Annotated in this window: 24 protein-coding genes; 19 read left to right on the forward strand and 5 right to left on the reverse strand. The window is 75.0% G+C overall.

What is annotated here, in order from left to right:
• Entirely contained in the window at window positions 1–879 is an 879-nt protein-coding gene (locus ACIQBJ_RS12745) for a hypothetical protein (RefSeq protein WP_400707977.1), read from the reverse strand.
• A 225-nt stretch (window positions 880–1,104) separates the two neighbouring features.
• On the opposite strand from ACIQBJ_RS12745, the gene ACIQBJ_RS12750 reads away from it, so the two are divergent.
• The 10 genes from ACIQBJ_RS12750 (at window position 1,105) to ACIQBJ_RS12795 (ending at window position 12,387) form a co-directional block, all read left to right on the forward strand.
• The gene (locus ACIQBJ_RS12750) at window positions 1,105–1,449 is read left to right on the forward strand and encodes a WXG100 family type VII secretion target (RefSeq protein ID WP_400707979.1); all 345 of its coding nucleotides are present in this window, start codon (window positions 1,105–1,107) and stop codon (window positions 1,447–1,449) included.
• Between the two features lie 115 nt (window positions 1,450–1,564).
• The gene (locus tag ACIQBJ_RS12755; RefSeq protein ID WP_400707981.1) at window positions 1,565–4,771 is read left to right on the forward strand and encodes a toxin glutamine deamidase domain-containing protein; all 3,207 of its coding nucleotides are present in this window, start codon (window positions 1,565–1,567) and stop codon (window positions 4,769–4,771) included.
• Complete coding sequence (locus tag ACIQBJ_RS12760) at window positions 4,768–6,045, forward strand: SUKH-4 family immunity protein (protein WP_400707983.1); 1,278 nt, start codon at window positions 4,768–4,770, stop codon at window positions 6,043–6,045. The genes ACIQBJ_RS12755 and ACIQBJ_RS12760 overlap by 4 nt, the downstream gene beginning before the upstream one ends.
• A gap of 61 nt (window positions 6,046–6,106) precedes the next feature.
• Window positions 6,107–7,060 (forward strand): Ppx/GppA family phosphatase, encoded by a 954-nt coding sequence (locus tag ACIQBJ_RS12765; RefSeq protein ID WP_400707985.1) that lies wholly within the window; start codon window positions 6,107–6,109, stop codon window positions 7,058–7,060.
• A gap of 239 nt (window positions 7,061–7,299) precedes the next feature.
• Window positions 7,300–8,109, forward strand: coding sequence for a sugar phosphate isomerase/epimerase family protein (locus ACIQBJ_RS12770; protein ID WP_400708156.1), 810 nt, complete (start codon window positions 7,300–7,302; stop codon window positions 8,107–8,109).
• 85 nt (window positions 8,110–8,194) lie between these two features.
• Window positions 8,195–8,665, forward strand: a complete 471-nt coding sequence (locus tag ACIQBJ_RS12775; RefSeq protein ID WP_400707987.1) for a cupin domain-containing protein — start codon at window positions 8,195–8,197, stop codon at window positions 8,663–8,665.
• Entirely contained in the window at window positions 8,662–9,090 is a 429-nt protein-coding gene (locus ACIQBJ_RS12780) for a VOC family protein (protein WP_400707989.1), read from the forward strand. Before ACIQBJ_RS12775 ends, ACIQBJ_RS12780 begins: the two co-directional genes overlap by 4 nt.
• A 12-nt stretch (window positions 9,091–9,102) precedes the next feature.
• Entirely contained in the window at window positions 9,103–9,861 is a 759-nt protein-coding gene (locus tag ACIQBJ_RS12785; protein WP_400707991.1) for a class I SAM-dependent methyltransferase, read from the forward strand.
• A 108-nt stretch (window positions 9,862–9,969) separates the two neighbouring features.
• Window positions 9,970–11,814: a dihydroxy-acid dehydratase gene (gene ilvD, locus ACIQBJ_RS12790; RefSeq protein WP_400707993.1), complete on the forward strand. Its 1,845-nt coding sequence runs from the start codon at window positions 9,970–9,972 to the stop codon at window positions 11,812–11,814.
• 51 nt (window positions 11,815–11,865) lie between these two features.
• Window positions 11,866–12,387: a hypothetical protein gene (locus ACIQBJ_RS12795; protein ID WP_400707995.1), complete on the forward strand. Its 522-nt coding sequence runs from the start codon at window positions 11,866–11,868 to the stop codon at window positions 12,385–12,387.
• Window positions 12,388–12,394: 7 nt separating this feature from the next.
• Here ACIQBJ_RS12795 and ACIQBJ_RS12800 read toward each other — a convergent pair whose 3' ends face one another.
• Both ACIQBJ_RS12800 and ACIQBJ_RS12805 read right to left on the reverse strand, forming a co-directional pair.
• Window positions 12,395–13,642, reverse strand: coding sequence for a hypothetical protein (locus ACIQBJ_RS12800; RefSeq protein ID WP_400707997.1), 1,248 nt, complete (start codon window positions 13,640–13,642; stop codon window positions 12,395–12,397).
• A gap of 68 nt (window positions 13,643–13,710) precedes the next feature.
• Window positions 13,711–14,139: a hypothetical protein gene (locus ACIQBJ_RS12805; protein ID WP_400707999.1), complete on the reverse strand. Its 429-nt coding sequence runs from the start codon at window positions 14,137–14,139 to the stop codon at window positions 13,711–13,713.
• A 221-nt stretch (window positions 14,140–14,360) separates the two neighbouring features.
• Between ACIQBJ_RS12805 and proC the strand changes: the two genes are divergently transcribed.
• From proC to ACIQBJ_RS12820, 3 genes are all read left to right on the forward strand, one after another.
• Window positions 14,361–15,188, forward strand: a complete 828-nt coding sequence (gene proC / locus ACIQBJ_RS12810; RefSeq protein ID WP_400708001.1) for a pyrroline-5-carboxylate reductase — start codon at window positions 14,361–14,363, stop codon at window positions 15,186–15,188.
• A 23-nt stretch (window positions 15,189–15,211) separates the two neighbouring features.
• Entirely contained in the window at window positions 15,212–15,865 is a 654-nt protein-coding gene (locus ACIQBJ_RS12815) for an HAD family hydrolase (RefSeq protein WP_400708158.1), read from the forward strand.
• Window positions 15,866–15,960: 95 nt separating this feature from the next.
• Complete coding sequence (locus tag ACIQBJ_RS12820) at window positions 15,961–17,172, forward strand: MFS transporter (protein WP_400708160.1); 1,212 nt, start codon at window positions 15,961–15,963, stop codon at window positions 17,170–17,172.
• Window positions 17,173–17,300: 128 nt separating this feature from the next.
• On the opposite strand, the gene ACIQBJ_RS12825 is transcribed toward ACIQBJ_RS12820, so the two are convergent.
• Window positions 17,301–17,921, reverse strand: coding sequence for a hypothetical protein (locus ACIQBJ_RS12825; protein WP_400708003.1), 621 nt, complete (start codon window positions 17,919–17,921; stop codon window positions 17,301–17,303).
• 76 nt (window positions 17,922–17,997) lie between these two features.
• Entirely contained in the window at window positions 17,998–18,879 is an 882-nt protein-coding gene (locus ACIQBJ_RS12830) for a helix-turn-helix domain-containing protein (RefSeq protein ID WP_400708005.1), read from the reverse strand.
• A 213-nt stretch (window positions 18,880–19,092) separates the two neighbouring features.
• Here ACIQBJ_RS12830 and ACIQBJ_RS12835 point away from each other — a divergent pair, with 213 nt between their 5' ends.
• The 6 genes from ACIQBJ_RS12835 (at window position 19,093) to ACIQBJ_RS12860 (ending at window position 23,883) form a co-directional block, all read left to right on the forward strand.
• Window positions 19,093–20,280 carry an acetoin utilization protein AcuC gene (locus tag ACIQBJ_RS12835; RefSeq protein ID WP_400708007.1) on the forward strand — a complete coding sequence of 396 codons (1,188 nt, stop codon included), beginning with the start codon at window positions 19,093–19,095 and terminating at the stop codon, window positions 20,278–20,280.
• A complete protein-coding gene (locus ACIQBJ_RS12840; protein WP_400708009.1) occupies window positions 20,277–21,116 on the forward strand; it encodes a phosphatase in 840 nt (279 codons plus the stop codon). The genes ACIQBJ_RS12835 and ACIQBJ_RS12840 overlap by 4 nt, the downstream gene beginning before the upstream one ends.
• Window positions 21,117–21,234: 118 nt before the next feature.
• The gene (locus ACIQBJ_RS12845) at window positions 21,235–21,444 is read left to right on the forward strand and encodes a helix-turn-helix domain-containing protein (protein ID WP_099900174.1); all 210 of its coding nucleotides are present in this window, start codon (window positions 21,235–21,237) and stop codon (window positions 21,442–21,444) included.
• Between the two features lie 134 nt (window positions 21,445–21,578).
• Complete coding sequence (locus tag ACIQBJ_RS12850) at window positions 21,579–21,677, forward strand: 30S ribosomal protein bS22 (RefSeq protein WP_003948845.1); 99 nt, start codon at window positions 21,579–21,581, stop codon at window positions 21,675–21,677.
• Window positions 21,678–21,823: 146 nt separating this feature from the next.
• Complete coding sequence (locus tag ACIQBJ_RS12855) at window positions 21,824–22,879, forward strand: NAD-dependent epimerase/dehydratase family protein (RefSeq protein WP_400708012.1); 1,056 nt, start codon at window positions 21,824–21,826, stop codon at window positions 22,877–22,879.
• Window positions 22,876–23,883, forward strand: a complete 1,008-nt coding sequence (locus tag ACIQBJ_RS12860; protein ID WP_400708013.1) for a lysophospholipid acyltransferase family protein — start codon at window positions 22,876–22,878, stop codon at window positions 23,881–23,883. Before ACIQBJ_RS12855 ends, ACIQBJ_RS12860 begins: the two co-directional genes overlap by 4 nt.
• Window positions 23,884–24,030: the final 147 nt, after the last annotated feature.

Below are 24,030 nucleotides of genomic sequence, written 5' to 3' on the forward strand. Positions count from 1 at the left end.
CTACGCCAGGTCGGCCGGGTGCGGGGCCAGGCGGGGGTTGTGGGCCTCGCAGAGGGTGACGAGCCGGTCGTAGGCGGCGGGGCCCATGAGTTCGGTGAGTTCGGGGCGGTAGGAGACGTAGACCGGGGTGGCGGCCTTGTGGGCCTCGGGGGAGCTGGTGCACCACCAGTGGAGGTCGTGGCCGCCCGGGCCCCAGCCGCGGCGGTCGTACTCGCCGATGGAGACCTGGAGGTAGCGGGTGTCGTCGGGGCGGTCGATCCAGTCGTAGGTGCGGCGGATCGGGAGCTGCCAGCAGACGTCCGGCTTGGTCTCCAGCGGCTCCAGGCCCTCGCGGAGGGCGAGCACGTGCAGGGCGCAGCCCGCGCCGCCGGGGAAGCCGGGGCTGTTGAGGAAGAGGCAGGCGCCGTTGACGCGGCGGGTCTGCCGGTCGCCGTCCTCGTCGAACATGGTGATGCCGCCGTCGCGGCGGATGCGGCCCTTGGCGTCGGTGCCCTCGGCGTGGTGCTCCCAGATGTCGGGGGTGAGCCGGGCGGCGTGCTCGGTGACGCGCTGCTCGTCGTCCTCGTCGGAGTAGTGCGCGCCGAGGGTGCAGCAGCCGTCGGAGGCGCCGCGGCCGGGCTGGATGCCGTGGCAGCCCTTGCCGAAGATGCAGCCCCAGTTGGAGGTGAGCCAGGTGAGGTCGCAGCGGAAGACCTGGTCCTCGTCGGCGGGGTCGGTGAACTCGACCCAGACGCGCGGGAAGTCGAGCGCGACCTCGCGGACGGTGGGCATCGCCAGGTCGACGGCGGTGCCCTTCTTCCCGGGCTTCCCGGACTTCTCGGCCTTGCCGGGCTTCTTGTCGTTCTTCTTCTTGCTCTTGGTGCTCTCAGCTGGTGCCACCCGGCAAGCGTATGGCCTGGAGGGGGCGGGAACGGGCGCGGCGGCGCGGCTTTGCCGGTGGTTCGTGGCGGTTGGGGCGGTTTTCCGGGGGTAGCCGGTGGTGGTGCGGGGTGAAACGGCTGTGAAAAGCGCCGCAGCCCGGGCGGTCGGAGCGGTGTGCGGGCCTAGGATGGCCCAGCCGAGGGAAGGTTGGGCGCTTCGGCGTCCTGGCACGGGGGAGTGCAGATGGGCGAGCAGATCGTCGTCCGGTCGTGGGAACTCCACGGCGAGGGGCGGGAGTTCGAGAGTGTCTCGAACGATTTCGGTGGTGCGGCGAAGCAGTTGGAGAGCGGTCTGGCGGCGCTGGGCGCGCCGTGGGGCTCGGACGCCCCGGGGCAGCCGTTCGGTGCCTCGTACGGCGAGGCCCGGGAGGGCGTGCTGGCCGGGTTGCAGGGGCTGGCCGAGCGGCTGGGCCGGATCGGCGCGGGCCTGCACACGATGGCGGACAACACGGTCCGCACCGATCAGGACATCAGCGCGGACTTCAACGCGCCTTCGCTGAACCACCCGGCCGGTCCCGGCCGGGCCTGAACCGTTCCGCCGTCGGGCCGCCGGACCGCAACCGGCGGGGCCCGAACCGGAGTCAGAGCACGGACGGGTGTTTCCGCCCGGCCGTCGCGCACCGCACCACCCGAAGGGGGAGCACGTGTCCAGGAACCTGCCGGAGGAACTCGCCCCCGCGCTGGCGCGGACCGGCCATGCGTGGCCGCAGGCGGACGAGGACGGGCTGCGGTCGGCCGCGGGCCTGTGGCGGGAGTTCGGGTCGGAGGCGGACGCCCTGGTGCGCCGCGGTTCCGGGTCCGCGCAGCGGGTGGCGGGGGAGAACTCCGGCCCGGCGGTGGACGCGTTCTCGGAGCACTGGCGGCAGTTCAGCGGCGGGGGCCGCGGGCAGTTGGACGACGCCTCGGCGGCGGCCGGCCTGATGGCGGGCGCGCTGGACAAGGCGGCCGGGGCGGTGGACCACGCCAAGGCGGAGATCGTCGCGGTGCTGACCGAGCTGACCGAGAAGATCCGGGCGGCGGACGCGGCCGAGGCGAAGGCCAAGGCGGACATGGCGCAGGCCGGCAAGGAGATGACCACCGGCCTCGGCGGCCTGGTCACCGGCGCGGTCGGGGCGGCGGTCGGCGCGGTCAAGGAGGCGGCGGCCGAGGTCGGCGAGGCCGCGGCCGTCGAGCAGGCGAAGCTGAAGATCGGCCACCTGCTGGAGCAGCTCGGCCGGGACATGGGCGAGGCGGCGAAGTCGCTGGCCGCCGAGCCGCCGGTGGTGGCGCTGGAGCGGATCGCCCAGGCGGACGGCCGGGGCCTGCACGGCGAGGGCCGGGAGTCCTCGATGGCGGCCCGCTCGGGCCAGGTCACCGGGGCGCTGGCGAAGTCCGGGGTGGCCCGCTCGGTGGAGGTCGCCGGGGTGACGGCCCTGCACGCGGACGTGAAGGCGGACGGCACGGTCCGCACCGACCGGCACGGCAACCCGGTGCTGGTCGGCGCCGACGGCCAGCGGGTGAAGGGCGTCGAGGGACTGACGGTCGGTCAGGGTCCGGACGGCTCGCAGCAGTTGCTGGACGCCGCGGGCAACCCGGTGTCCGGCGTGGCGCTCGGCGAGGACGGCAAGCCGCTGCTCGGCACCACCGGGAAGCCGGTGCTGGTCGGCCTGACCGGCGCGCTGATCGGCACCGGCCTGACGCTGGCGCTGGGCGGGGACGGGCACCCGAAGCTCGGCGCGGACGGCCACCCGGTGATGCTGGGCGCCGACGGCAGCCAGGTGGCCGGCCTGGTCGCGGACCGGCAGGGCCACCTGCTGGCCGGGGCCGGCGGCCAGCCCGTTACGGTGGACGCCAACCTGCGGGCGGTCGGCCCGAACGGGCAGGTCGTCCAGTTCGGCGCGGACGGCCGCCCGCTCGACCTGTTCGGCCAGGACGGCCGGCCGGTCCCGGTGGCCGGCGCCCAGCAGCAGACCGGCCCGTTCGCGGGCGACTACCAGCACGGCCACGGCGGTCCGGGCGGGAACGGCAACGGCCAGGGCTTCCCCGGCGGTCAGGGCTTCCCCGGCGGTCAAGGCCACGGCAACGGGCACGGCCCGGGCGGCGCGAGCCCGGTGGTGCTGTCCGCCTCCGCCCCCGGCCTGCCGCTGGACGTGCAGGTGCAGCTCGGCGGCGACCAGGACGTCCAGCCGCAGCACGCCCCGGTGGACAACGGCCACCGCGGCGGCGGCTACCAGAACAACTCCGGCTCCTCGTACGGCGGTTCGCACGGCGGCTCCGGCTACTCGGGCAACTCCGGTGCCTCCTACGGGGGTTCTGGCGGCTCGGGCGGCTGGTCCGGCGGTGGCGGCAGTGGCGGCAGTGGTGGCGGCGGCTACACCCCGCCGTCCTCCCCGCACGTCCCGGTCTCGGTGCACGTCGACTCGGTGTACGCCCCGCCCGCGCCGAGCGCCGCGCCGGTGGTCGGCAACGGCGACATCTGGTCCGGCGGTGGCGGTGGCGGTGGGGGCGGCCACCGGGCCCCCGACCTGGGCTCCGCCTTCGGCGGCTCGGGCGGCGGCGGTGGCGGCTCCTCGATCCAGCTCGGCCCGGTCGGCGGCCCGGCCGCGCCCGGCGGCGGGGGGCCGATGGGCGGTGGCGTGCCGATGGGCGGCGGCGCCCCGGTGGGCGGCGGTCCGGTCGGGGCCGCCCCGGTCGGCGGCGCGGCCCCGGTGGCCGGTCCGGTCGGTGCCCCGGGCGCGCCCGGCGCCCCCGCCGGGTCGCCCGGCGCGGTGGCGGGCTCCGCGGCCGGCGCCGTGGTCGCCCCCGGCGCTCCCGGCGCCCCCGGTGCGCCCGGCGGTTCGGCCGCCGTGATCGGCGTCGGCGGCCAGCACCCGGCGGCCCCCGGCCGCCCGGTGGCGGGCCCCGTCCCGCCCGCGGGCGGCGGCGGCCTCGGCCAGCACGCCCCCGGCGCCCCCGGCCGCTACGACCCGGTCGTGGACGTCCGGCGGCGCGACCTGCTCGACGAGTCCGGCCTGCCGGTCAACCCCGGGCAGGCGTCCGCGGCCTGGCTGGTGATCGCCAACGGGCGGCGGCTCGGCGCGACCGGCCCGCTGCCCGCCGCCGAGCGCGAGCGCACCCTCGCCGACAGCCGCCCCTACGGCCTGCCCGGCGGCCTCGGCCCGGTCGACCCCGCGCACCAGGCGGAGGCGGTCCGCCGCACCCCCGTGCCCGCGCCCGACCCGATGGTCGGCGAGTGGACCGAGGTGCTGAACGGCGGCGGCCACGCCGAGACCGGCCGCGCCAACAACTGCGTGGACGTGGCGCTGTCCGCCGTCGACACCCTGGGCGGCGTGCCGACCTGCGCCGCGCCCCGGCTGCCCGACGGCCCGGCCGGCGAGCGCGGCGGCCGCGACCGCGCCGAACTCGAACTCGGCACCCGCTTCCTCGACCTCGGCGACGGCGACGACGCGCACGGCAAGTTGGGCCGGGCGCTGCTCGCGCACGGCACCGGCACCCGCGCGGTGCTGCTCACCGTCGACGCCTTCGGCCGCTCGCACACCTGGAACGCCGTCAACCACAAGGGCGTGCTCAGCTACCTGGACCACCAGACCGGCTACGCCGCGCCCGGCCCGCTCTACCCGGCCGACCACGGCCTGTGGGCGATCGCGGTGGACGCCGCGGACCGGCCGATCGACCTGACCGCGCCGCTGCCCGCCACCGTCCCCGTCCCGGCCGCCGCGCCGGCACCGGAGCCGGAGCCGGAGCCGGAGCCCGCGCTGGTCGGCGCGCCCGCCGGGGCCCCGGAGGCCGGGGAACCGGCCGCCGACGCCCCGGCGGTGCCCCCGCGCTCCCGGCTCACCATCCACCGCACCACCGGGAGCACCAGCCGATGATCACCCGCGAACAGGCCCTCGCCCTCGCCCACCGCTGGGTCAACGGCGACCTCCCGCAGGAGGGTTCACGGCCTGTCAGGTGCCACGAGTTCGACCTCGGCTGGGTGCTCTGGCCGGAGCCGGCGCCGGTCCTCACCGACCCGCTCACCGGCGTCCGGCGCGCCCCCGAGGAGATCGGCGCGGCCTGCGCCGTGGTCGACCGGGCCAGCGGCGAGCTGACCGTCTTCCCGTCCGTCCCGGTCCCGGTGGTGGAGAGCCTGTACCGGGACCGGCTCGGCGCGGGCCACCACAACCCGGCGCTGCCGCCCGTCACCGGCCCCGGCACCCGGGCCACCCTCAGTTACCGGGACGCCGCGGGCGAGGTCCGGTCGCTGACCGTGCAGTCCGCGCACGGCCGCCCGCACCCCGCGCTGCTCGCCCGGCGGCAGCTCGCCGCGCAGGGCGTCGCCGACGCCGACCTGGTGGCGCTCCGCACCGACCTGCGGCTCTCGATGCTCCCCGGCAGCTACAGCGAGCACACCGTGGCCGCCGAACTCCCGGCCGTCCGGCTGGAGTTCGAGCTGCCCTACGGTCCGCGCCACGACCACCGGGCGGCCGCCCTGCGGGCCCTGGCGGCCCGCACCGGCAGCCGGTTCAACCGGATGCCGTTCCCGCTCGCCGTGCCGCCCGCCCAGCCCGAGGACCCGGCCCTGCTCGGCAAGCGGCTGGCCGCGCTGTTCGGCGAGGACGGCGTCCGCCGCTTCGAGCAGGGCGCGGTGCTCGCCGCCGACCTGCCGGAGCCCGCCGCCCGGGCGCTCCGGCAGACCGGCCTGCCGCGCGTCGTCCCCGGACTGTTCGCGCTGCACCACCCCGAGAGCGACGGCATCACCGACCAGGTCGACCCGGTGCTGCCCGACCTCGTCGAGCAGCTCGCCGCCCTCGGCCGGGGCCGCCGGGCCACCGCCGCCGCCCGCACCGCGCTGCTCGGGCAGCGCCTGCTCGGCACCGACGGCTGGGCGCTGATCAGCGTCGACACCGCGCAGGGCCGGGTCCGGGCGATCGACCCCGACACCTGCGAGGCCCGGCACTGCAACGCCGACCTGACGGCCTTCACCCGTTCGCTGGCGCTGTTCGCCGAACGCCGCCCGCGCCTGCTAGACCTCCCGCCGGAGCAGGCCGGCCCGGCCGTCGCCGAGCTCCAGTGGGCGCTCGCCGCACTCGACCGGACGGCGCTGCGCGACCCGGAGAACTGGTGGGCCGTCCTGGTCGAGCAGCTCTGGGCCGGGCTGCTCTGACCGCGATCAGGCTGTCGTTCGTATCCCCGGTGGTCACCGGGTTGGGCTAAGTTGGACGGTTATGCGACTCGGTGTGCTCGACGTAGGCTCCAACACCGTCCACTTCCTCGTGGTGGACGCCCACCCCGGCGCGGCCCCGCTGCCCGCCTACTCCCACAAGGCCGAGCTGCGCCTCGCCGAGCTGCTGGACGAGCACGGCGCGATCAGCGAGGTCGGGGTCGAGCGGCTGGTGTCGATGGTCGCCTCCTCGATCCGGGTGGCCGAGGACAAGGGCGTCGTGGACCTGCTGCCGTTCGCCACCTCCGCCGTCCGGGAGGCCGCCAACGGCGAGGAGGTGCTGCGCCGGGTCGAGGACGAGACCGGGGTCGCGCTCACCGTGCTCTCCGGGCAGGACGAGGCCCGGCTGACCTTCCTCGCGGTCCGGCGCTGGTTCGGCTGGTCCTCCGGCCGGCTGCTCGACCTGGACATCGGCGGCGGCTCGCTGGAGATCGCCTGCGGCATCGACGAGCAGCCCGACGTGGCGACCTCGCTGCCGCTCGGCGCGGGCCGCCTCACCGCCCGGCTGCCCGGCGAGGTCGCCGACGCCGGGGACCTGCGCGAGCTGCGGCGGCACATCCGGGCCGAGATCGCCGGCGTGGTCGGCGACTTCGCCCGGCTCGGGCCGCCGGACCACGCCGTCGCCACCTCGAAGACCTTCAAGCAGCTGGCCCGGATGACCGGCGCCGCCCCCGAGGGCGCGGGCGTGCGCGTCCCGCGCAAGCTGACCAGGGCGGGCCTGTCCGCCTGGCTGCCCCGGCTGGCCGCGATGACGCCCGCCGAGCGGGCCCAGATCCCCGGCGTCTCGCTCGGCCGGGCCCGCCAGCTGCTGGCCGGCGCGCTGGTCGCCGACGCGGCGATGGACCTGTTCGGCCTGGAGGAACTGGACATCTGCCCGTGGGCGCTGCGCGAGGGCATCATCCTCCGCCGCCTCGACGCGCTGACCGGCCACGAGCCCCGGGTGGCGATCGAGGTCTGACGGGGCTCCCCCGGTGGACCCCCGGCGTGAGTGCCCCGGCGCACACCGCCGGACGGAGTGGCCCGCGGCGCGGTGCGCTTAGTCTGGTAGGCGTGGCGGATTCAGCGGACGGTCGGCGGGCGGGGCGTCGTCCGCTGCCCTTGAAGGCGGCCCGGGCCGCCCGGGCGGCGCGGCGCAAGCTGGAGCGGCCGCCGCTGCTGCGGACCACGGACCGGCTGGTGCTGCCGCCGCACCCGGCCCTGCACGTGCCGGACACCAAGGTCGCGCTGTCCACCGCGTCGGTGTACCCGTCGACCACCGAGACGGCGTTCGAGCTGGCGGCCCGGCTGGGCTACGACGGCGTCGAGGTGATGGTCTGGAACGACCCGGTGAGCCAGGACGTGGAGGCGCTGCGGCGGCTCTCCGACCAGTACGCGATGCCGATCCTGGCGGTGCACGCGCCCTGCCTGCTGATCACCCAGCGGGTGTGGACCACCGACCCGTGGACGAAGCTGGTCCGGGCCCGGCAGGCCGCCGAGCGGCTGGGCGCGGACACCGTGGTGGTGCACCCGCCGTTCCGCTGGCAGCGGCAGTACGCCAAGGACTTCGTGACCGGCATCGGCCGGATGGCGGGGGAGACCGACGTCCGGTTCGCGGTGGAGAACATGTACCCGTGGCGGTACCGGGACCGCGAGGTGCTGGCGTACGCCCCGGGCTGGGACGTCACCGAGGAGGAGTACCGGCACTTCACCGTCGACCTGTCGCACGCCTCGACCTCCCGGCTGGACGCGCTGGAGCTGGTGGACCGGATGGGCGACCGGCTGGCGCACGTGCACCTGGCGGACGGCTCCGGCTCCGGCAAGGACGAGCACCTGATCCCCGGCCGGGGCAAGCAGCCGTGCGCGGAGCTGCTGGAGCGGCTGGCCGGCAGCGGCTTCGACGGCCACGTGGTGCTGGAGGTCAACACCCGCCGGTCCGGCTCCCCGGCGGAGCGCGAGGCCGACCTCGCCGAGGCGCTCGCCTTCACCCGGCTGCACCTGGCCGCGGTCCGCCCGGCGCCCGGCGGTTGACGGACCGTCCGGCGCCCGGCGGTTGACGGACCGTCCGTCCGCAAATCGCCTGACAGTTCGTGGGGCCGCGCCTACAGTCGTGGTCATGATCAACGAGAGCCCGGTCGAGCCGGTGCGCGCCCACGAGGCCGAGACCTGCGCGGACCCGAGCAGCGTGATGACGCTGCTCGCGGAGAACGCGGACCACACCACCTACCGTTCGAGCTTCGCCGAGGGCGCGGTCGGCGCCCCCGCGCACTTCCACACCCGCGCCAGCGAGCTGTTCTTCGTGCTGGACGGCGCGCTGCGGGTGCTGGTCGACGACCGGGTGGTGGTGCTGGAGCAGGGCGACTTCCTGGCCGTGCCGCCGCGCACCCCGCACGCCTTCGCGGCCGCGCCGGGCCGCACCGCGGACGTGCTGTTCACCTTCACCCCGGGCCTCGGCCGCTTCGACTACCTGCGGCTGCTCGGCCGGGTGATGCGCGGCGAGGCCGACCCGGCGGAGATCCGGGAGTCCGCCGAGCGCTACGACAACCACTACGTGGACAGCCCGGTGTGGCGGGCGGAGCTGGCGTGACCGGCGACGGCGTGACCGGCGGCGGCGTGGTCGGCCCGGCGGCGCACGTCCGGCACGCCCGTCCGTCCCGGGACCTGGCGGCCGCCGAGCGGTTCTGGGTCGAGGGCCTGGGCCTGTCGGTGCTGTGGCGCACCACCGAGCGGGTGCCGGGCGAGCACGACCTGGTGATGGTCGGATTCCCGGGCGGCGGCTGGCACTTCGAGCTGACCCGTGACCCGGAGCGCCCGCTGGAGCCGACGCCGACCGTCGACGACCTGTTCGTGCTGTACCTCGGCGGGCCGGTGCCCGGGGACCTGGTGGACCGCCTGGTGGCGGCGGGCGGCCGCCGGGTGCCGGCGCACAATCCGTACTGGGACGAGTTCGGCGTCACGGTCGAGGACCCGGACGGGTACCGGCTGGTGCTGAGCTCGCGGACCTGGGGCTGAGAGGGAGATCCGATGACGGACCAACTGCGGGCGCACGCCCTGTCCTTCGGGCCGGTGGCGGCCCTGTACAACGCGGCCCGGCCGTCCTACCCGGACGGGCTGTTCGACGAGCTGGAGCGGCTGGCGGGCCGTTCGCTGCGCGGCGCGGACGTGCTGGACGTCGGCGCGGGCACCGGCATCGCGACCCGGCTGCTGGTCGGGCGCGGCGCCCGGGTGGTGGCGGTGGAGCCGAGCGGCGAGATGGCGGCCGTGCTCCGCGAGGCCGGGCCGGGGACGCCGGTGGTGAAGGCCGGCGGCGACGAACTGCCGTTCCACGACGCCTCGGCGGACTTCGTCACGTACGCGCAGGCGTTCCACTGGACCGACCCGGAGAAGTCGGTCCCGGAGGCGCTGCGGGTGCTCCGCCCGGGCGGCACGCTGGCGCTGTGGTGGAACGTGAAGGACCGCGGGGCCCCGTGGGTGAAGGCCCAGGAGGAGCGGCTGTCCGCCGCGCTGCCCAGCTACCACTACTACGGGGGAGTGATCGCGGGGGCCGAGGAGTTGACGGCCGCGGGCTTGGAGGTCGGCCACGCCCGGCTGCACTGGGAGCGGCAGGTGACGCTGGACAGCCACCTCGCCGACCTCACCTCGCGCTCCTACTTCGCGGTGCTGGACGAGGAGCGCCGGGCCCCGGTGCTGGCCGCCGAGCGGGCCGCGCTGCTGGCCGAGTTCCCGGACGGGCTGATCCCCGAGCCGTACGACCTCGACCTGTTCACGGCCCGCCGCCCGTAGCGGGCCGGCCCCGCTCGCGCTGACCGCATCGCGGACACCGTGTCCGGAAGCGGTCGGTGCGGGCGTAGGCTCGACAGACCCCGCAAAGTCTCCGAAGGAGCGGCAACGATGCCCCAGCTGAGGTCCAACACGGTCACCCAAGGTCGCAACATGGCGGGCGCGCGCGCCCTTCTGCGCGCCGCGGGCGTAGCCCGCGAGGACTTCGGCAAGCCGATCATCGCGGTCGCCAACTCCTTCACCGAGTTCGTCCCGGGCCACACCCACCTGCAGCCGGTCGGCCGGATCGTCTCCGAGGCGATCAAGCAGGCGGGCGGCATCCCGCGCGAGTTCAACACCATCGCGGTCGACGACGGCATCGCGATGGGCCACGACGGCATGCTGTACTCGCTGCCCTCGCGCGACCTGATCGCCGACTCGGTCGAGTACATGGTGAACGCGCACTGCGCGGACGCGCTGATCTGCATCTCCAACTGCGACAAGATCACCCCCGGCATGCTGATGGCCGCGCTGCGCCTGAACATCCCGACGGTCTTCGTCTCCGGCGGCCCGATGGAGGCCGGCCAGGCCACCCTGGTCGACGGCACCGTCCGCAAGCTGGACCTGGTGGACGCGATCTCCCAGGCGGTGAACGAGAACGTCTCCGACGCGGACATCTCGATCATCGAGGAGAACGCCTGCCCGACCTGCGGCTCCTGTTCGGGCATGTTCACCGCCAACTCGATGAACTGCCTGACCGAGGCGATCGGCCTCTCGCTGCCCGGCAACGGCTCGCTGCTGGCCACCCACACCGGCCGCCGCGCCCTGTACGAGCAGGCGGGCCGCACCGTGGTCGAGATCACCAACCGCTACTACGGCGGCGACGACGAGTCGGTGCTGCCGCGCAACATCGCCACCCGGGCCGCGTTCGAGAACGCGATGGCGCTGGACATCGCGATGGGCGGCTCCACCAACACGATCCTGCACCTGCTGGCCGCCGCCCAGGAGGCCGAGGTCGACTTCGACATGCGGGTGATCGACAGCGTCTCCCGCCGGGTGCCCTGCCTGTCCAAGGTCGCCCCGAACGGCTCCTACTACATGGAGGACGTGCACCGGGCCGGCGGCATCCCCGCCATCCTGGGCGAGCTGTACCGCGGCGGCCTGCTGCACGAGGACGTGCACACCGTGCACTCCGACTCGCTCGCCGAGTGGATGAAGACCTGGGACATCCGCGGCGGCTCGGCCTCCGACGAGGCCGTCGACCTCTGGTACGCGGCCCCCGGCTGCGTGCGCTCCGCCGAGGCGTTCAGCCAGTCCGAGCGCTGGGACACCCTGGACACCGACGCCGCCAATGGCTGCATCCGCAGCGTCGAGCACGCCTACTCGGTCGAGGGCGGCCTCGCGGTGCTGTACGGCAACATCGCCGAGGACGGCTGCGTGGTGAAGACCGCGGGCGTGGACGAGTCGATCTGGCGCTTCCGGGGCAAGGCCGTGGTCTGCGAGTCCCAGGACGAGGCGGTCGACAAGATCCTCCGCAAGGAGATCGCCGAGGGCGACGTGGTGGTGATCCGCTACGAGGGCCCCAAGGGCGGCCCCGGCATGCAGGAGATGCTCTACCCGACGTCCTTCCTCAAGGGCCGCGGCCTGGGCAAGGCCTGCGCGCTGATCACCGACGGCCGGTTCTCCGGCGGCACCTCGGGCCTCTCCATCGGCCACATCTCCCCGGAGGCCGCCTCCGGCGGCGCGATCGCCCTGGTCGAGGACGGCGACTCGATCACCATCGACATCCCGGCCCGCACCATCAGCCTGGACGTCTCCTTCGAGGAACTGCACGAGCGCCGGCTGAAGCTGGAGTCCGAGGGCGGCTACCGCCCGAAGACCCGCGAGCGGCACGTCTCGGCCGCGCTCAAGGCGTACGCGGCGATGGCCACCTCGGCCGACAAGGGCGCCGTCCGGGACGTCTCCAAGCTGGGCTGACGCCCGCGCGCCGTCCCGGGGCGGGCGGCCCCTCGTGGTGATAATCGGACCGTGAGTACGACGCGTACGACGGGCTCCGCGACCACCGCGACCGGGGCCCCCGCCCCCGCTCCGATCCGCTTCTTCGGCACCTCCTGGGTGCACCACGACGGCTCCTACTGGCTGCGCCGCGCCCTGGTCCCGCTCGGCGCGCTGGCGGCCACCGCCGCCGGGCTGCTCGCCCTGCGGCTGGGCGTCTCCGGCGTGAAGCTCTCCGATGCCGCCCCGCTCTCGCTGCTGCTGATGCTCGCCATCGGCGTCTGCAACGCCCTGGCCGGGCTGCGGAACTGGAAGATCCTCACCGAGGGCCGGGAGTCGCTGACCGGCTGGATGGCCGAGGAGAAGTCACTGGCCGGGGTCTGGCTGGTCGGCTTCGCCGGGGCGCTCGCCGCCTACTTCGCCCGCAGCCTGGTCGAGGCCCCCGGCGAGGGCCTCAAGCGCGCCGTCCTCGACCAGGAGACCGCCACCTGGCAGCGCCGCCGGGCCGCCCGGGCGGACCGGGAGGCCCGCAAGGCGGCCCGGCGGCGGGCCTGACGGTCCGTCAGCTGCGGCTGACGGTCCCGCACCTGTGGTCCCCGTTCTCGTCGAGCGGCTTGCTCCAGTCGTACGGGTCGATGGTCGGCCCGCCCGAGGGGCCGCTGCTCGCGCCGCCCCGCTCGACCAGGAACGACGGCCGCAGGTAGCCGCCGTTGAACCCGCAGAGGGTGTTGTCGTGGTCGCTGGACCACTGCTTCAGCCAGAGCCGGTCCTTCTGCACCTGGTAGCGCGCCGGGTCCGCGAACCGGAAGTCGACCCTGCGGCGGACGATCTCCCGCTGCACGTCCACCGCGCCCGGAACCGCCCGCACCAGGCCCACCGGCTTCGCGCCCGATCCGGCACCGGTCGGCTGCTGCTGCGCGGGCGCCGGGGTCGAGGGCGTCGCCCTCCCCACCTGCGGGCCCGGCCGCAGCGCGTACACGAAGGTGACGTCGGCGTGCACCAGCATCCCCTGCTCGCCGTCGCCCTCGAAGGTGATCAGGCCCTGCACCTTCACCTCGTCCGTCACCGGGACGGCGAAAGCCGGGTCGAAGCGGCTCGCCCAGCTCGCCGGGTCGTCCTCCTCGGTCGGGTGGCTCAGCTCCTTCGTCAGGATGTCGCCGGTCCCGCGGTCCGTCAGGTCCACCGCGGTCTGCGGATACCCGCCCGCCATCACCTTCGGGTCCATGTTGGCCGCCACCAGGAACGCCTTCGCCAGTGCCAGGTCCTTGGCCACCCGGTCCTGGTCGAACACCCCGACCGCGGTCGCGGTCGGCAGCGCCAGCCCGTCCGGCCCGGCCGGCCAGGAGTCGGCCGGCGAACCCGCCCACGGGTGCTCCGGCGTGGCGGTCTCCGGCGCGACGGCCGGCGGCGCGCTGCTCGGCACCGCCGTCGCGGCCCCGAGGGTCGGCAGCGCGGCGGACTCCGGCACGCCGGTGCTGTGCTTCTCGGTGAACGCCAGCCCGACCAGCACCAGCACCGGGACCAGCAGCACCAGCAGCGCGTTGCGCACCCCGTGCCGGCGCGGCGCGGCGGCCCCGACCCGGCGGGCCCGCCGCCGCCAGCGGGAGCGGCGGACCTCGGTGACGGGCCGCCAGGCCGCGTTCTCCGGCGGCGGGTTGTCCTTCCAGCGGGCCGCCAGCATCCGGGCCCGTCCGGACGGCTCCTTCACTCCCGCGGCCCGGACGAACTCCTCGTCCAGCACCAGCCCCTCGAAGGGGTCGTGTTCCTGCGGCCCGCCGGTCCCCGGTCCGGGCTCGTCTATTGTCGGCACGGCCGGAAGTATGCCGACCATCACCGACACGCCCGACACCGGGGGCCGGAAGAGCCGCTGACGTCCGGTCAGCGCCGCCGGGCGGCCTTCACCGAACCGACCACGCCCGCGACCACCAGCAGCAGCCCGGCGGGCAGCAGCGAGGTGAAGAAGGCCCCGAACAGGCCCGCGCTGCTCAGGAACCAGAGCGCCACCGTGTTCAGCACCAGCAGCGCCCCGGCCGCGGGCAGCGCCGACTGCCACGGGTGCTCGTCCGCCCAGCGGCGCAGCCGCCGGTCGCCGCCCCCGCGCAGCCGACCGCCGACCGTGCCGACCAGGAAGAAGAAGAACAGCCCCAGGCCGACCGGCCCGGCCAGCAGGTCCGTCGACCAGTGGCCGGTGATCACGTCCACGCCGAGCGCGGCCCCGCCGACCACCGCGCCGACCGCCGTCGCCGTCCGCCACGGCCCGAGCGTCGCCGCGGCGACGGCGACCTGGCGGCTCTCACGTCCTGACAACTCTCCGTGTCCCATGCCTCCACGGTGCCCCCGCCCGGTGCCGGAATCCAGTGCCGGGGCCCCTGAGATTCCCCCTAGGGCCTCTCTCCCGGGTCCGGTCGGACCGGCGCACGTCGCCGGGGACCCGCCGCGCCGCCCGCAGGGTGGACGTCCGTGCCGGGGCGGGGGTGTTCCGGGCAGGATGGCGGTCAGGAACCGCGCAGCGCACGGAGGCACGCACCATGAGCGACAGCAGCACCGCCGGCCGGAGGATCGCCTTCCTCGGCACGGGCAAGATCGGCGAGGCCCTGCTCTCCGGCCTGCTCCGGGCCGGCACCGACCCGGCGGACGTCCTGGTCACCGCCCGCCGCCCCGAGCGCGCCACCGAACTCGCCGACCGGTACGGCGTCGCCACCGCGACCAACGCGGAGGCCGCGAAGCTCGCCGACACCCTGATCCTGGCCGTCAAGCCGCAGGACATGGGCGTCCTGCTGGAGGAGCTGGCCGAGCACGTGGCCGCCGACAAGCTGGTGGTCTCGGCCGCGGCGGGCATCCCGACCGCCTGGTTCGAGGAGCGGCTCGCCCCCGGCACCCCCGTGGTCCGGGTGATGCCGAACACGCCCGTCCTGGTCGACGAGGGCATGAGCGTGATCTCCGGCGGCTCGCACGCCACCGAGGCGCACCTGCGCCGCACCGAGGAGATCTTCCGCTCGGTCGGCAAGGCGCTGCGCGTCCCGGAGAGCCAGCAGGACGCCGCCACCGCGCTGTCCGGCTCCGGCCCGGCGTACTTCTACTTCCTGGTCGAGGCGATGATCGACGCGGGCATCCTGCTCGGCCTGCCCCGGCAGGTCGCGCACGAGCTGATCGTGCAGTCCGCGATCGGCGCCTCGGTGATGCTGCGGGACTCCGGCGAGCACCCGGTCAAGCTCCGCGAGGCCGTCACCTCGCCGGCCGGCACCACCATCGCCGCGATCCGCGAGCTGGAGAACCACGGCGTCCGGGCCGCGATGCTGGGCGCCCTGGAGGCGGCCCGGGACCGCTCCCGGGAGCTGGCCGGCGGCGGCAAGTAGGCTCGGTGCACGTGAGCGACGACGTGAGCTACGACCTGCTGATCCTCGACAACGACGGCGTGCTGGTGGACAGCGAGCCGATCTCCAACCGGGTGCTCGCCGAGTACCTGACCGAGCTGGGCTTCCCCACCACGGTCGAGGACTCCTACCGCGACTTCATGGGCACCGCCGCGCACACCGTGCACGACGTGGTCGCCGAGCGGTACGGGGCCACCCTCCCGGAGGGCTTCGACGACCTGTTCCACGACCGGGTGTTCGCCGCCTTCGAGGCCGAGCTCCGGCCGGTGGCCGGGGCGGAGGAGCTGCTGACGCACCTGAGGGAGCGCGGCCTGCGGTACTGCGTGGCCTCCTCCGCGCACCACTCCTGGATCCGCACCGCGCACCGCCTCACCGGCCTGTCCGGCTACTTCACCGACGAGCTGCTGTTCTCCGCCCAGGACGTCGGCGTCGGCAAGCCCGCCCCCGACCTGTTCCTGCACGCCGCCCGCACCATGGGCGCCGACCCGGCCCGCTGCCTGGTCCTGGAGGACAGCCGCAACGGCGTGCTGGCCGCCCGGGCCGCCGGCATGGACGTGTACGGGTACGCCGCGCTCACCGACCCGGCCAAGCTCACCTCGGCCGGGGCGACCGGCCTGCTCGGCGCCCTCGACGAGGCGGTCGCGCTGCTGCCGAACTGATCCCGTCGGACCCCTCCCGCCGACGCCGCCGACCGCCTACGCTCTGCCCAACATCTTCGTACCGGCCGGTAGCGTCGGTGGTGAGCGAGGTCCCGATGCTGGTCACGGCCGCGGCCGAACCCACGGCGCGACTCCGGCAGGCCCGGGTCGCGCTCGCGGTCTCCTTCTTCCTCCAGGGCACCACCTTCGCGCTGCTGGTCACCTGCATCCCGGAGCTCCAGAAGCGCTACGGCCTGAGCGACTCGCTGCTGCCGGTCTTCCTCGCCGCCGTCCCGATCCTGGCCGGCGCGGGCTCGATCGGCTCCGAGACGCTGGTGAAGCGGACCACCGCGCGCGGCGTCCTGCGGGTCGTCCAGCCCGCGCTCTGCCTCACCCTCGCCCTCACCGGCCTCGGCTCGCAGCTGTGGCAACTCGCCCTCACGCTCGGCCTGTTCGGCCTGCTGGTCGGCGCGCTGGACGCCTCGATGAACATGCTCGGGGTCGGCCTCCAGCACCGCTACGGGCGCAGCATCATGATCGGCTTCCACGCCGCGTTCAGCCTCGGCGGCATCCTCGGCGCCGCGATCGCCGGGCTCGGCGCGCACTGGGACGCCGGGCTCCCCGTCCTGTTCGGCGGCGCGGCCGTGCTGCTGGTCCCCGCCGCGCTGCTGGTCGGCCGCCGGTTCGCCGGGCCCGCCGAACTCGGCGACGCCGTCCGGGAGGCCGCCGAGCTGGCCGCCCGCCGCATCCCGTGGCGGCCGCTGCTGCCGCTGTGCGCGGCGATGGCCTTCGCCTACATCGCCGACGCCTCGGTCTCCAACTACAGCGTCAAGTACCTCACCGACGGCCTGCACAGCCGCGAGGACCTGGCCAAGCTCTCCTACCTCGGCTACATGGTCGCCATGCTGCTCGGCCGCACCGTCGGCGACCGCGCCGTGCAGCGCTTCGGCGCGATCCCGGTGGTCCGCACCGGCGCCGCGGTGGCCGGCGCGGGCTTCCTGATCGCGGCCCTGGCCCCCGGCACCTGGGCCGGCATCCTCGGCTTCACCGTCCTCGGCCTCGGCATCTCCTCGATCATCCCGCAGGTCTTCGCCGCCGGCGGCCGCCTCCTCCCGCACGCCAGCGACGCCGCCGTGGCCCGCCTCAACCTCTTCAACTACGTCGGCTTCCTGGTCGGCTCCCCCCTGGTCGGCGCCCTCGCCCAGACCTCCTCCTACCGCTGGGCCCTCTGCGCCCCGATGCTCCTGATCCTCGCGATCATCCCCCTCGCCCCGCACTTCGCCCCGGCCCCGACCGGGCACCCGGACCTCGCCGGGACCCCGGCCTGACATCCGGTGTCTCCGCCGCTCGATTGGGTACAGTGAAGGGGACGTCGAGGGTCGCGGACCTTCGGAAGTCGTGGAGCCAGGTGACCTGGGGCAGACCGGGAGCCTGGCTCGGCGCTTTTCCGGGAGGCTCAGCACTCCGTAACGACGTCGAGTTCCACCACGCAGTCCTTGAGCCGCCACCAGTAGGCACTGCGGCCCAGCTGCTCGAAGCGACGGGCGGCGGCGACCGTCTTCACGTCACGGCCGTTGAGTGCCGACTGCCGAGCCTCCAGGTGCAGCCGGTCCACTCCGAACCCGTGCAGTTCGCGGACCAGCTCACCGAGGCACTTCGCCCGGGCCCGTTCCTGCCGTCTCGCCGGAACCGGTGTGCCGAACGCCACCACGTGCAGCCCGCCCAGGGCTGCCACCGTCTCTGCTGCGTCCGTCCGTTGCCGGTGGTCCATCTCCGTCCAGTGCAGCTTGCGGTTCGTACGCCCGTCCTTGTCGTGGAGGGCCCGCAGCGCAGCACGGGCGTCGGCCTCGGCACCCGGTGCGATCACAGCTGCGGCGATGTAGTCCAAGGGCTCGTCGGCGTCCCGGTTCTGCCGCTTGACGCCGTGGACCGGATCGCCCAGCCGCCATTTCCCCGTTGGCACCGGTGCGGAGTGGGTCCGTGTGCCGCCGCCGATGGCTGCCAGCAGGGCACGGCCCAGTTCGGAGGAGTCCAGCTCCTCCGGTGTTCCTTCGAGCTCGATGTGACGGAGCTTCACGAGACTGGCTTCTGTTCAAGCGAGGTAGCAGTTGCCCGGGTTTACTGTCTTGAGCTTGTTCGTATGTGACCTTCCGTCAGGCGGCGGGGCGGTGGCGGAGGGCCTCGCGGGTGAGGCGGAGGGCTTCGCGGGCGTGGGTGGGGCCGGTGCCCGGGGGGAGGTGGGGGGTGGGCGGGGTGTGGGCGCAGGGGGTGCAGGGGCCGGGGCGGGGGACGGGGTTGCGGCAGGTGGGGCAGACGGGCGGTGCGGTGCGGGGGACGGGGGCCGGGGGGAGTTTGTCGGTGAGGCGGCGGCGCAGGAGCGCGGCGGGGGAGTGGACCCGGTCGGGGAGGCCGGGGAGGAGGGCGGCGGCGAGGTCGCTCGGGGTGCTGCCGTGATCGAGCCAGCGGGCGACCAGGGGGGCGAGGCGTTCGGCCTCGGCCTGGCCGATCCGGAGGCGTCGTTCGGGGCGGACGACCCGGAGCAGGACGGCGGCCGCGTCGCGGGTCCGGTCGTCCAGCGGAGGACGGGGAGCCGGTGCGGGGCGGGGAGCCGGTGCGGGGCGGGGAGGGAGGGTGGTTTCTTTCTCCCGTTCCTTTGTCCTGGAGGGCGCGGGCGCACCGGAGTCCGGCCCACCGGGGTCCGGCGCACCGGGGGCCGGAAAGTCGCCACCCGGTGCGCGGGCCGGTCGCGGGACGTCGTGGACGTGCTGCACGGAGACGATCCGGCCCTGCGGCAGCCGGGTCTTGACGACCTGGTAGTACCCGGTGGCGGTCAGTTCGCGCAGGGCCCGCCGGATCGATCCGAGGCTGGCGCCGAAGCGCTTGGCGAGTTCCTCGGCGGTCTCCCGCCAGCCGTCGGGCCGGGAGAGCAGGTACCCGAGCAGGCCCCGGGCGGCGAGCGAGAGGTCGGCGCGCTGCAGCATTTCGTTGGGCAGCACGGTGAAGTGGCGCGCGTGGGCGCTACGATGAATGTGCAAGGGAGCGTTCTCTCCTGAGCCGTGCCCCGGGGTGTTCCAGCACCGCCGGGGCAAAACTTTTTCGTCGTGTCGTCGCGGAACGTAACACGTCGGTGACCCGCCCGGCGAAGCGGTCGAAATGCGGTGCGCATTCGATCAGTTGGGGTCCGGAGCGGTCGGCCGTCCGAGCTGTCCGTGGCGGTCCGCGGGGCCGTTCCCGATACGGTGGGGGCCATGGCGGAAACCACCTGCGGACTGCAGTTGTTCTGGGACGAGGCCGAGACCGGCTACGACTTCGGGCCCGGGCATCCGATGGACCCGACCCGGCTCGCGCTGACGATGCGTCTGATCGAGTCGCTGGAGCTGACGAAGCAGCCCTCGGTGCGGGTCCGGGCGGCCCCGGCGGCGGGGGAGTCGACGCTGCGGCTGGTGCACACCGGGGAGTACATTGAGGCGGTGAAGCGGGCCGCCGCCGACCCGGCCACCGTCGACCCGGCGCACGGGCTGGGGACGGACGACAACTGGGCGTTCCCGGGGCTGCACTCGGCGTCCGCGCTGATCGCCGGCCAGTCGGTGGCCGCCGCCGAGGCGGTCTGGCGCGGCGAGGCCCCGCACGCGGTGAACTTCGCGGGCGGGCTGCACCACGCGATGCCCGGACAGGCGTCCGGGTTCTGCGTGTACAACGACCCGGCGCTGGCCGTCGCCCGGCTGCTGGAGCTGGGCGCCGAGCGGGTGGCCTACATCGACGTGGACGTGCACCACGGCGACGGCGTGCAGCAGGCGTTCTGGAACGACCCCCGGGTGCTGACGGTCTCGCTGCACGAGAGCCCGTCCACGCTGTTCCCGCAGACCGGCTGGCCGACCGAGACCGGCGGCCCGGACGCCGAGGGCACCGCCGCCAACCTGGCGCTCCCGGCCGGCACCGGCGACGCGGGCTGGCTGCGCGCCTTCCACGCGCTGGTCCCGGAGCTGGTGGCGGCGTTCCGCCCGCAGGTGATCGTCAGTCAGCACGGCGCCGACACCCACGTGGAGGACCCGCTCGCGCACCTCGCCGTCACGGTGGACGCGCAGCGGATCGTCGCCGAGGCGGTGCACCGGCTGGCCCACGAGCACGCCGGCGGCCGCTGGGTGGCCACCGGCGGCGGCGGGTACGCGGTGGTGGACGTGGTGCCCCGGGCCTGGACGCACCTGGTGGCCACCGCCGCCGGGCGGCCGGTCGACCCGGCCACCGAGACCCCGGAGGACTGGCGGGCCGAGGTGTACCGGCTGACCCGCCGACCCGCCCCGCAGCGGATGACGGACGGCGCCGACCCGCGCTGGTCGGACTTCCAGGACGGGGGCTACGACCCGGCCGACCGGCTCGACCAGGCGATCCTGGCCACCCGCCGGGCCGTCCTCCCGCACCACGGGCTGATCCCGTGAGCGCCCGCGACCGGCTCCGCGCCCATCTGCTGAAGCACCGGCTGGCCGGGCCCGAGGTCCCCACGCCCCGGCAGAACAACCTGCGGCACTACCGGCTGTTCGCGCAGGCCGACCCCAGGTCGCTGATGGGGCTGGCCCCGGAGCCCCGCCGGGACGAGGCCGAGGTGCTGCGGCTGATGGTCGAGCGGGTCGGCGTGAACCCGGACCCGGCGTACCTGGAGGGCCCCGATTCGATCGACCCGGAGCTGGTGATCGCCGCGCTGGACCGCCTGGCACTGCTGGTCCGCCGCACCGCCGACCAGCGCGGCAGCGTGCTGGCCGGGACCGGGCACCCCCACAAGCTCGCGGGCTTCCACGACGCGCTGGCGGGCGCGCTGGAGGCGGCGGGCTGCACCGTGCACACCCCCGCGCGGGGCGTGCGCTTCCGCGAGCCCACCCCCGAGGGGGAGCGGCCCCGCTACCTGGACCTGGTCGACCGGGTCGTGGTGATGCGCGCCCTGGACGGCCCGGACCGCCCCGGCCGACCCGGCCCCGGCGACCTCGCGCACACCCACTCCCCGCTGCCCGTCCGGCTCGCCCTGACCGCGCTCGCCGACGCCGGCCACCGCCCGCCCGACCTGGTGCTGGGCGACCACGGCTGGCTCTGCGGGGCCGGGCGGCTCGGCATCCCGGCGGGCGGCATCGCCGACTGCAACGACGTCGCCCCGTTCGCCGCCGAGGCCGACGGCCTGGTCGAGGTGGTCGTCCCGCTGGAGGACGGTTCGGCTCCGGACTGCTACAGACCGCTGAGTGACTACGTACTGCAACGGGCGGACCTCGCACCGTACAACAGCTGAGGCCCCCCCTCTTCCCACCCGTACCACGCATAACTACTCTGGGGATACACGTGTGCCGGTGGAGTCACCGGAGGGGAAGCCGGTGCCTTGCACACGGGTAAGGGTCGGGTGATGGGTCATGAGTTCCGGTGAGCGCCCCCTGCAGGATGTCGTCTTCCTGACCGTGGCCGAGGTCGCCTCGGTGATGCGGGTCTCGAAGATGACGGTCTACCGCCTCGTGCACAGCGGGGAGCTTCCGGCCATCAGGGTCGGACGTTCCTTCCGGGTGCCCGAGCAGAAGGTGCACGAGTATCTCCAGGAGTCCTACGTGCGCCTCCAGAGCGCGTAGGTTTCACCGCGTCGAAACCTTCCACGGGGCACCGATTACGGCAAACGCGACGCGGACGGTAGGCTAGGCCCTCCGTCAGTCGTATGGACTCCCGTTCTCTCACGGGCGCGGGTCCGAGTGAGCGAGGAATTTCCGTGGGCTCTGTCATCAAGAAGCGTCGCAAGCGTATGGCCAAGAAGAAGCACCGCAAGCTTCTGAAGCGGACTCGCGTCCAGCGTCGCAACAAGAAGTAACACCGCCTGCGGTCGCCTCGCGCCTCCAGGTTTCCGTCCTGCCCGCCCCGGGTTCGTTCCCGGGGCGGGCAGTGGCGTTTCCGCGTCCGACCGGTCCGCGCGGTACGGTGCAGACCAGGGCGGGCTTCCAGGGAGGTCGGGGCAACGTGGGCAAGGTCGTGCTCGTCACCGGCGTGGCGCGCCGGCTCGGCGCGCGGTTCGCCGGGCAGATCGCCGAACAGCCCGGGGTGGACCGGGTGGTGGGGGTGGACGCCGGGCCGCCGCCCCGCGAACTCCCGCTCGGCGTGCGGTTCGTCCAGGTCGACCCGCGCCGCCCGGTGATCGCCCGGGTGATCGCCGAGCACGAGGTCGACACCGTCGTGCACCTGAACGTCACCGCGCTCGGCCACGGCGGCCGCGCCGCGGTGAAGGAGAGCAACGTCATCGGCACCATGCAGCTGCTCGGTGCCTGCCAGAAGGCGCCCGGCCTGCGCCGGCTGGTGGTGAAGTCCACCACCGCCGTCTACGGCTCCGCGCCCCGCGACCCCGCCGTGTTCGGCGAGCGGATGCAGCCCAAGGCGCTGCCCGACGGCGGCTTCGCCCGGGACGCCGCCGAGGTCGAGGGCTACGCCCGCGGCTTCGCCCGCCGCCGCCCCGACGTCGACGTCACGGTGCTCCGGTTCGCCAACATCCTCGGCCGGGACGGCGACACCCCGCTCGCCGCGTACTTCCGCCTGCCGCTGCTGCCCACCGCGCTCGGCCACGACCCCCGGCTGCAGTTCGTCCACGAGGACGACGCGCTGGAGGTGCTCCGGCTGGCCGCGCTCGGCGCGCCCACCGGCACCTACAACGTCGCCGGGGACGGCGTCCTGCTGCTCTCCCAGTGCGCCCGGCGGCTCGGCCGGCCGACCGTCCCGCTGCTGCGGCCCGCGCTCGGCGCGGTCGCCCAGCTGGCCCGGCGGCTGACCGCCCCCGCGGACCGCGCGTTCTCCGCCGAGCAGCTCCAACTGCTCACCCACGGACGGGTGGTGGACACCGCCCGGCTGCGCGACAGCTTCGGCTTCACCCCGCGCTGGACCACCGCCGAAGCCTTCGCCGACTTCGCCGCCCACGAGTCGCCCGGCCTGCTGCCCGCCGACCGGCTGACCGCCGTCACCGACCGGCTGACCGCCCTGCTCGGCGACCACCGCCCCACCGACACCGAGGAGTTGAGGCCGCAATGACAGCCGTCCGGGAGCCCGCCGACCCGGCGGCCAAGGTCATCCCGATCGAGTCCGCCCCCAGCTGGAGCGCCCCCGAGCCCCGGCCCGGGCTGGCCGACCGGCTCGCCGACGGCGTCGGCACCGCGCTCGCCGGACAGCTCGGCGCCACCGCGACCCGGCTGCTCGGCAAGGGCTGGGAGCAGCGCGCCACCGAGGGCCTGGGCTTCCTGCGCCGCCGGCTCACCGGCGACTACGAGGTCGACGACTTCGGCTTCGACCGGGAGCTCACCGAGGAGGTGTTCCTCGCCCTGCTCCGGCCGCTCGCCGAGAAGTACTTCCGGGTCGAGGTCCGCGGCGCCGAGCACGTCCCGGCCGAGGGCGGCGTGCTGATCGTCGCCAACCACTCCGGCACCGTCCCGCTGGACGCCCTGATGACCCAGGTCGCCGTGCACGACCACGCCGACCGGCACCTGCGGATGCTCGCCGCCGACCTGGTCTTCGTCCTGCCGGTGGTCAACGAGCTGGCCCGGAAGGCCGGGCACACGCTGGCCTGCAACGAGGACGCGCAGACCCTGCTGGAGCGCGGCGAGGTGGTCGGCGTCTGGCCGGAGGGCTTCAAGGGCATCGGCAAGCCGTTCGCGGACCGCTACAAGCTCCAGCGCTTCGGCCGCGGCGGCTTCGTCGCCTCCGCGCTGCGGGCCGGGGTGCCGATCGTGCCCTGCTCGATCGTCGGGGCCGAGGAGACCTACCCGATGATCGGCAACTTCAAGGCGCTGGCCCGGCTGCTCGGCCTGCCCTACCTGCCGGTCACCCCGACCTTCCCCTGGCTCGGCCCGCTCGGCGCGATCCCGCTGCCCACCAAGTGGACCATCCAGTTCGGCGAGCCGATCCCGACCGACCGGTACCCGAAGGACGCCGCCGAGGACCCGATGCTGGTGTTCGACCTCACCGACCAGGTCCGCGAGACCATCCAGCACACCCTGTACAAGCTGCTGGTGCAGCGCCGCTCGGTCTTCGGCGGCTGAGAGCGGGCGGGGGGGGGGGGGGGGGGGGGGGGGGGGGGGGGGGGGGGGGGCGGGCGGGGGGGGGGGGGGGGGGGGGGGGGGGGGGGGGGGGGGGGGGGGGGGGGGGGGGGTGGGGGGTTGGTGGGGAGAGGCGGTGCGGGAGCGGGG

It is taken from the genome of Kitasatospora sp. NPDC088391 (assembly GCF_044753345.1).
Taxonomy (GTDB): domain Bacteria; phylum Actinomycetota; class Actinomycetes; order Streptomycetales; family Streptomycetaceae; genus Kitasatospora.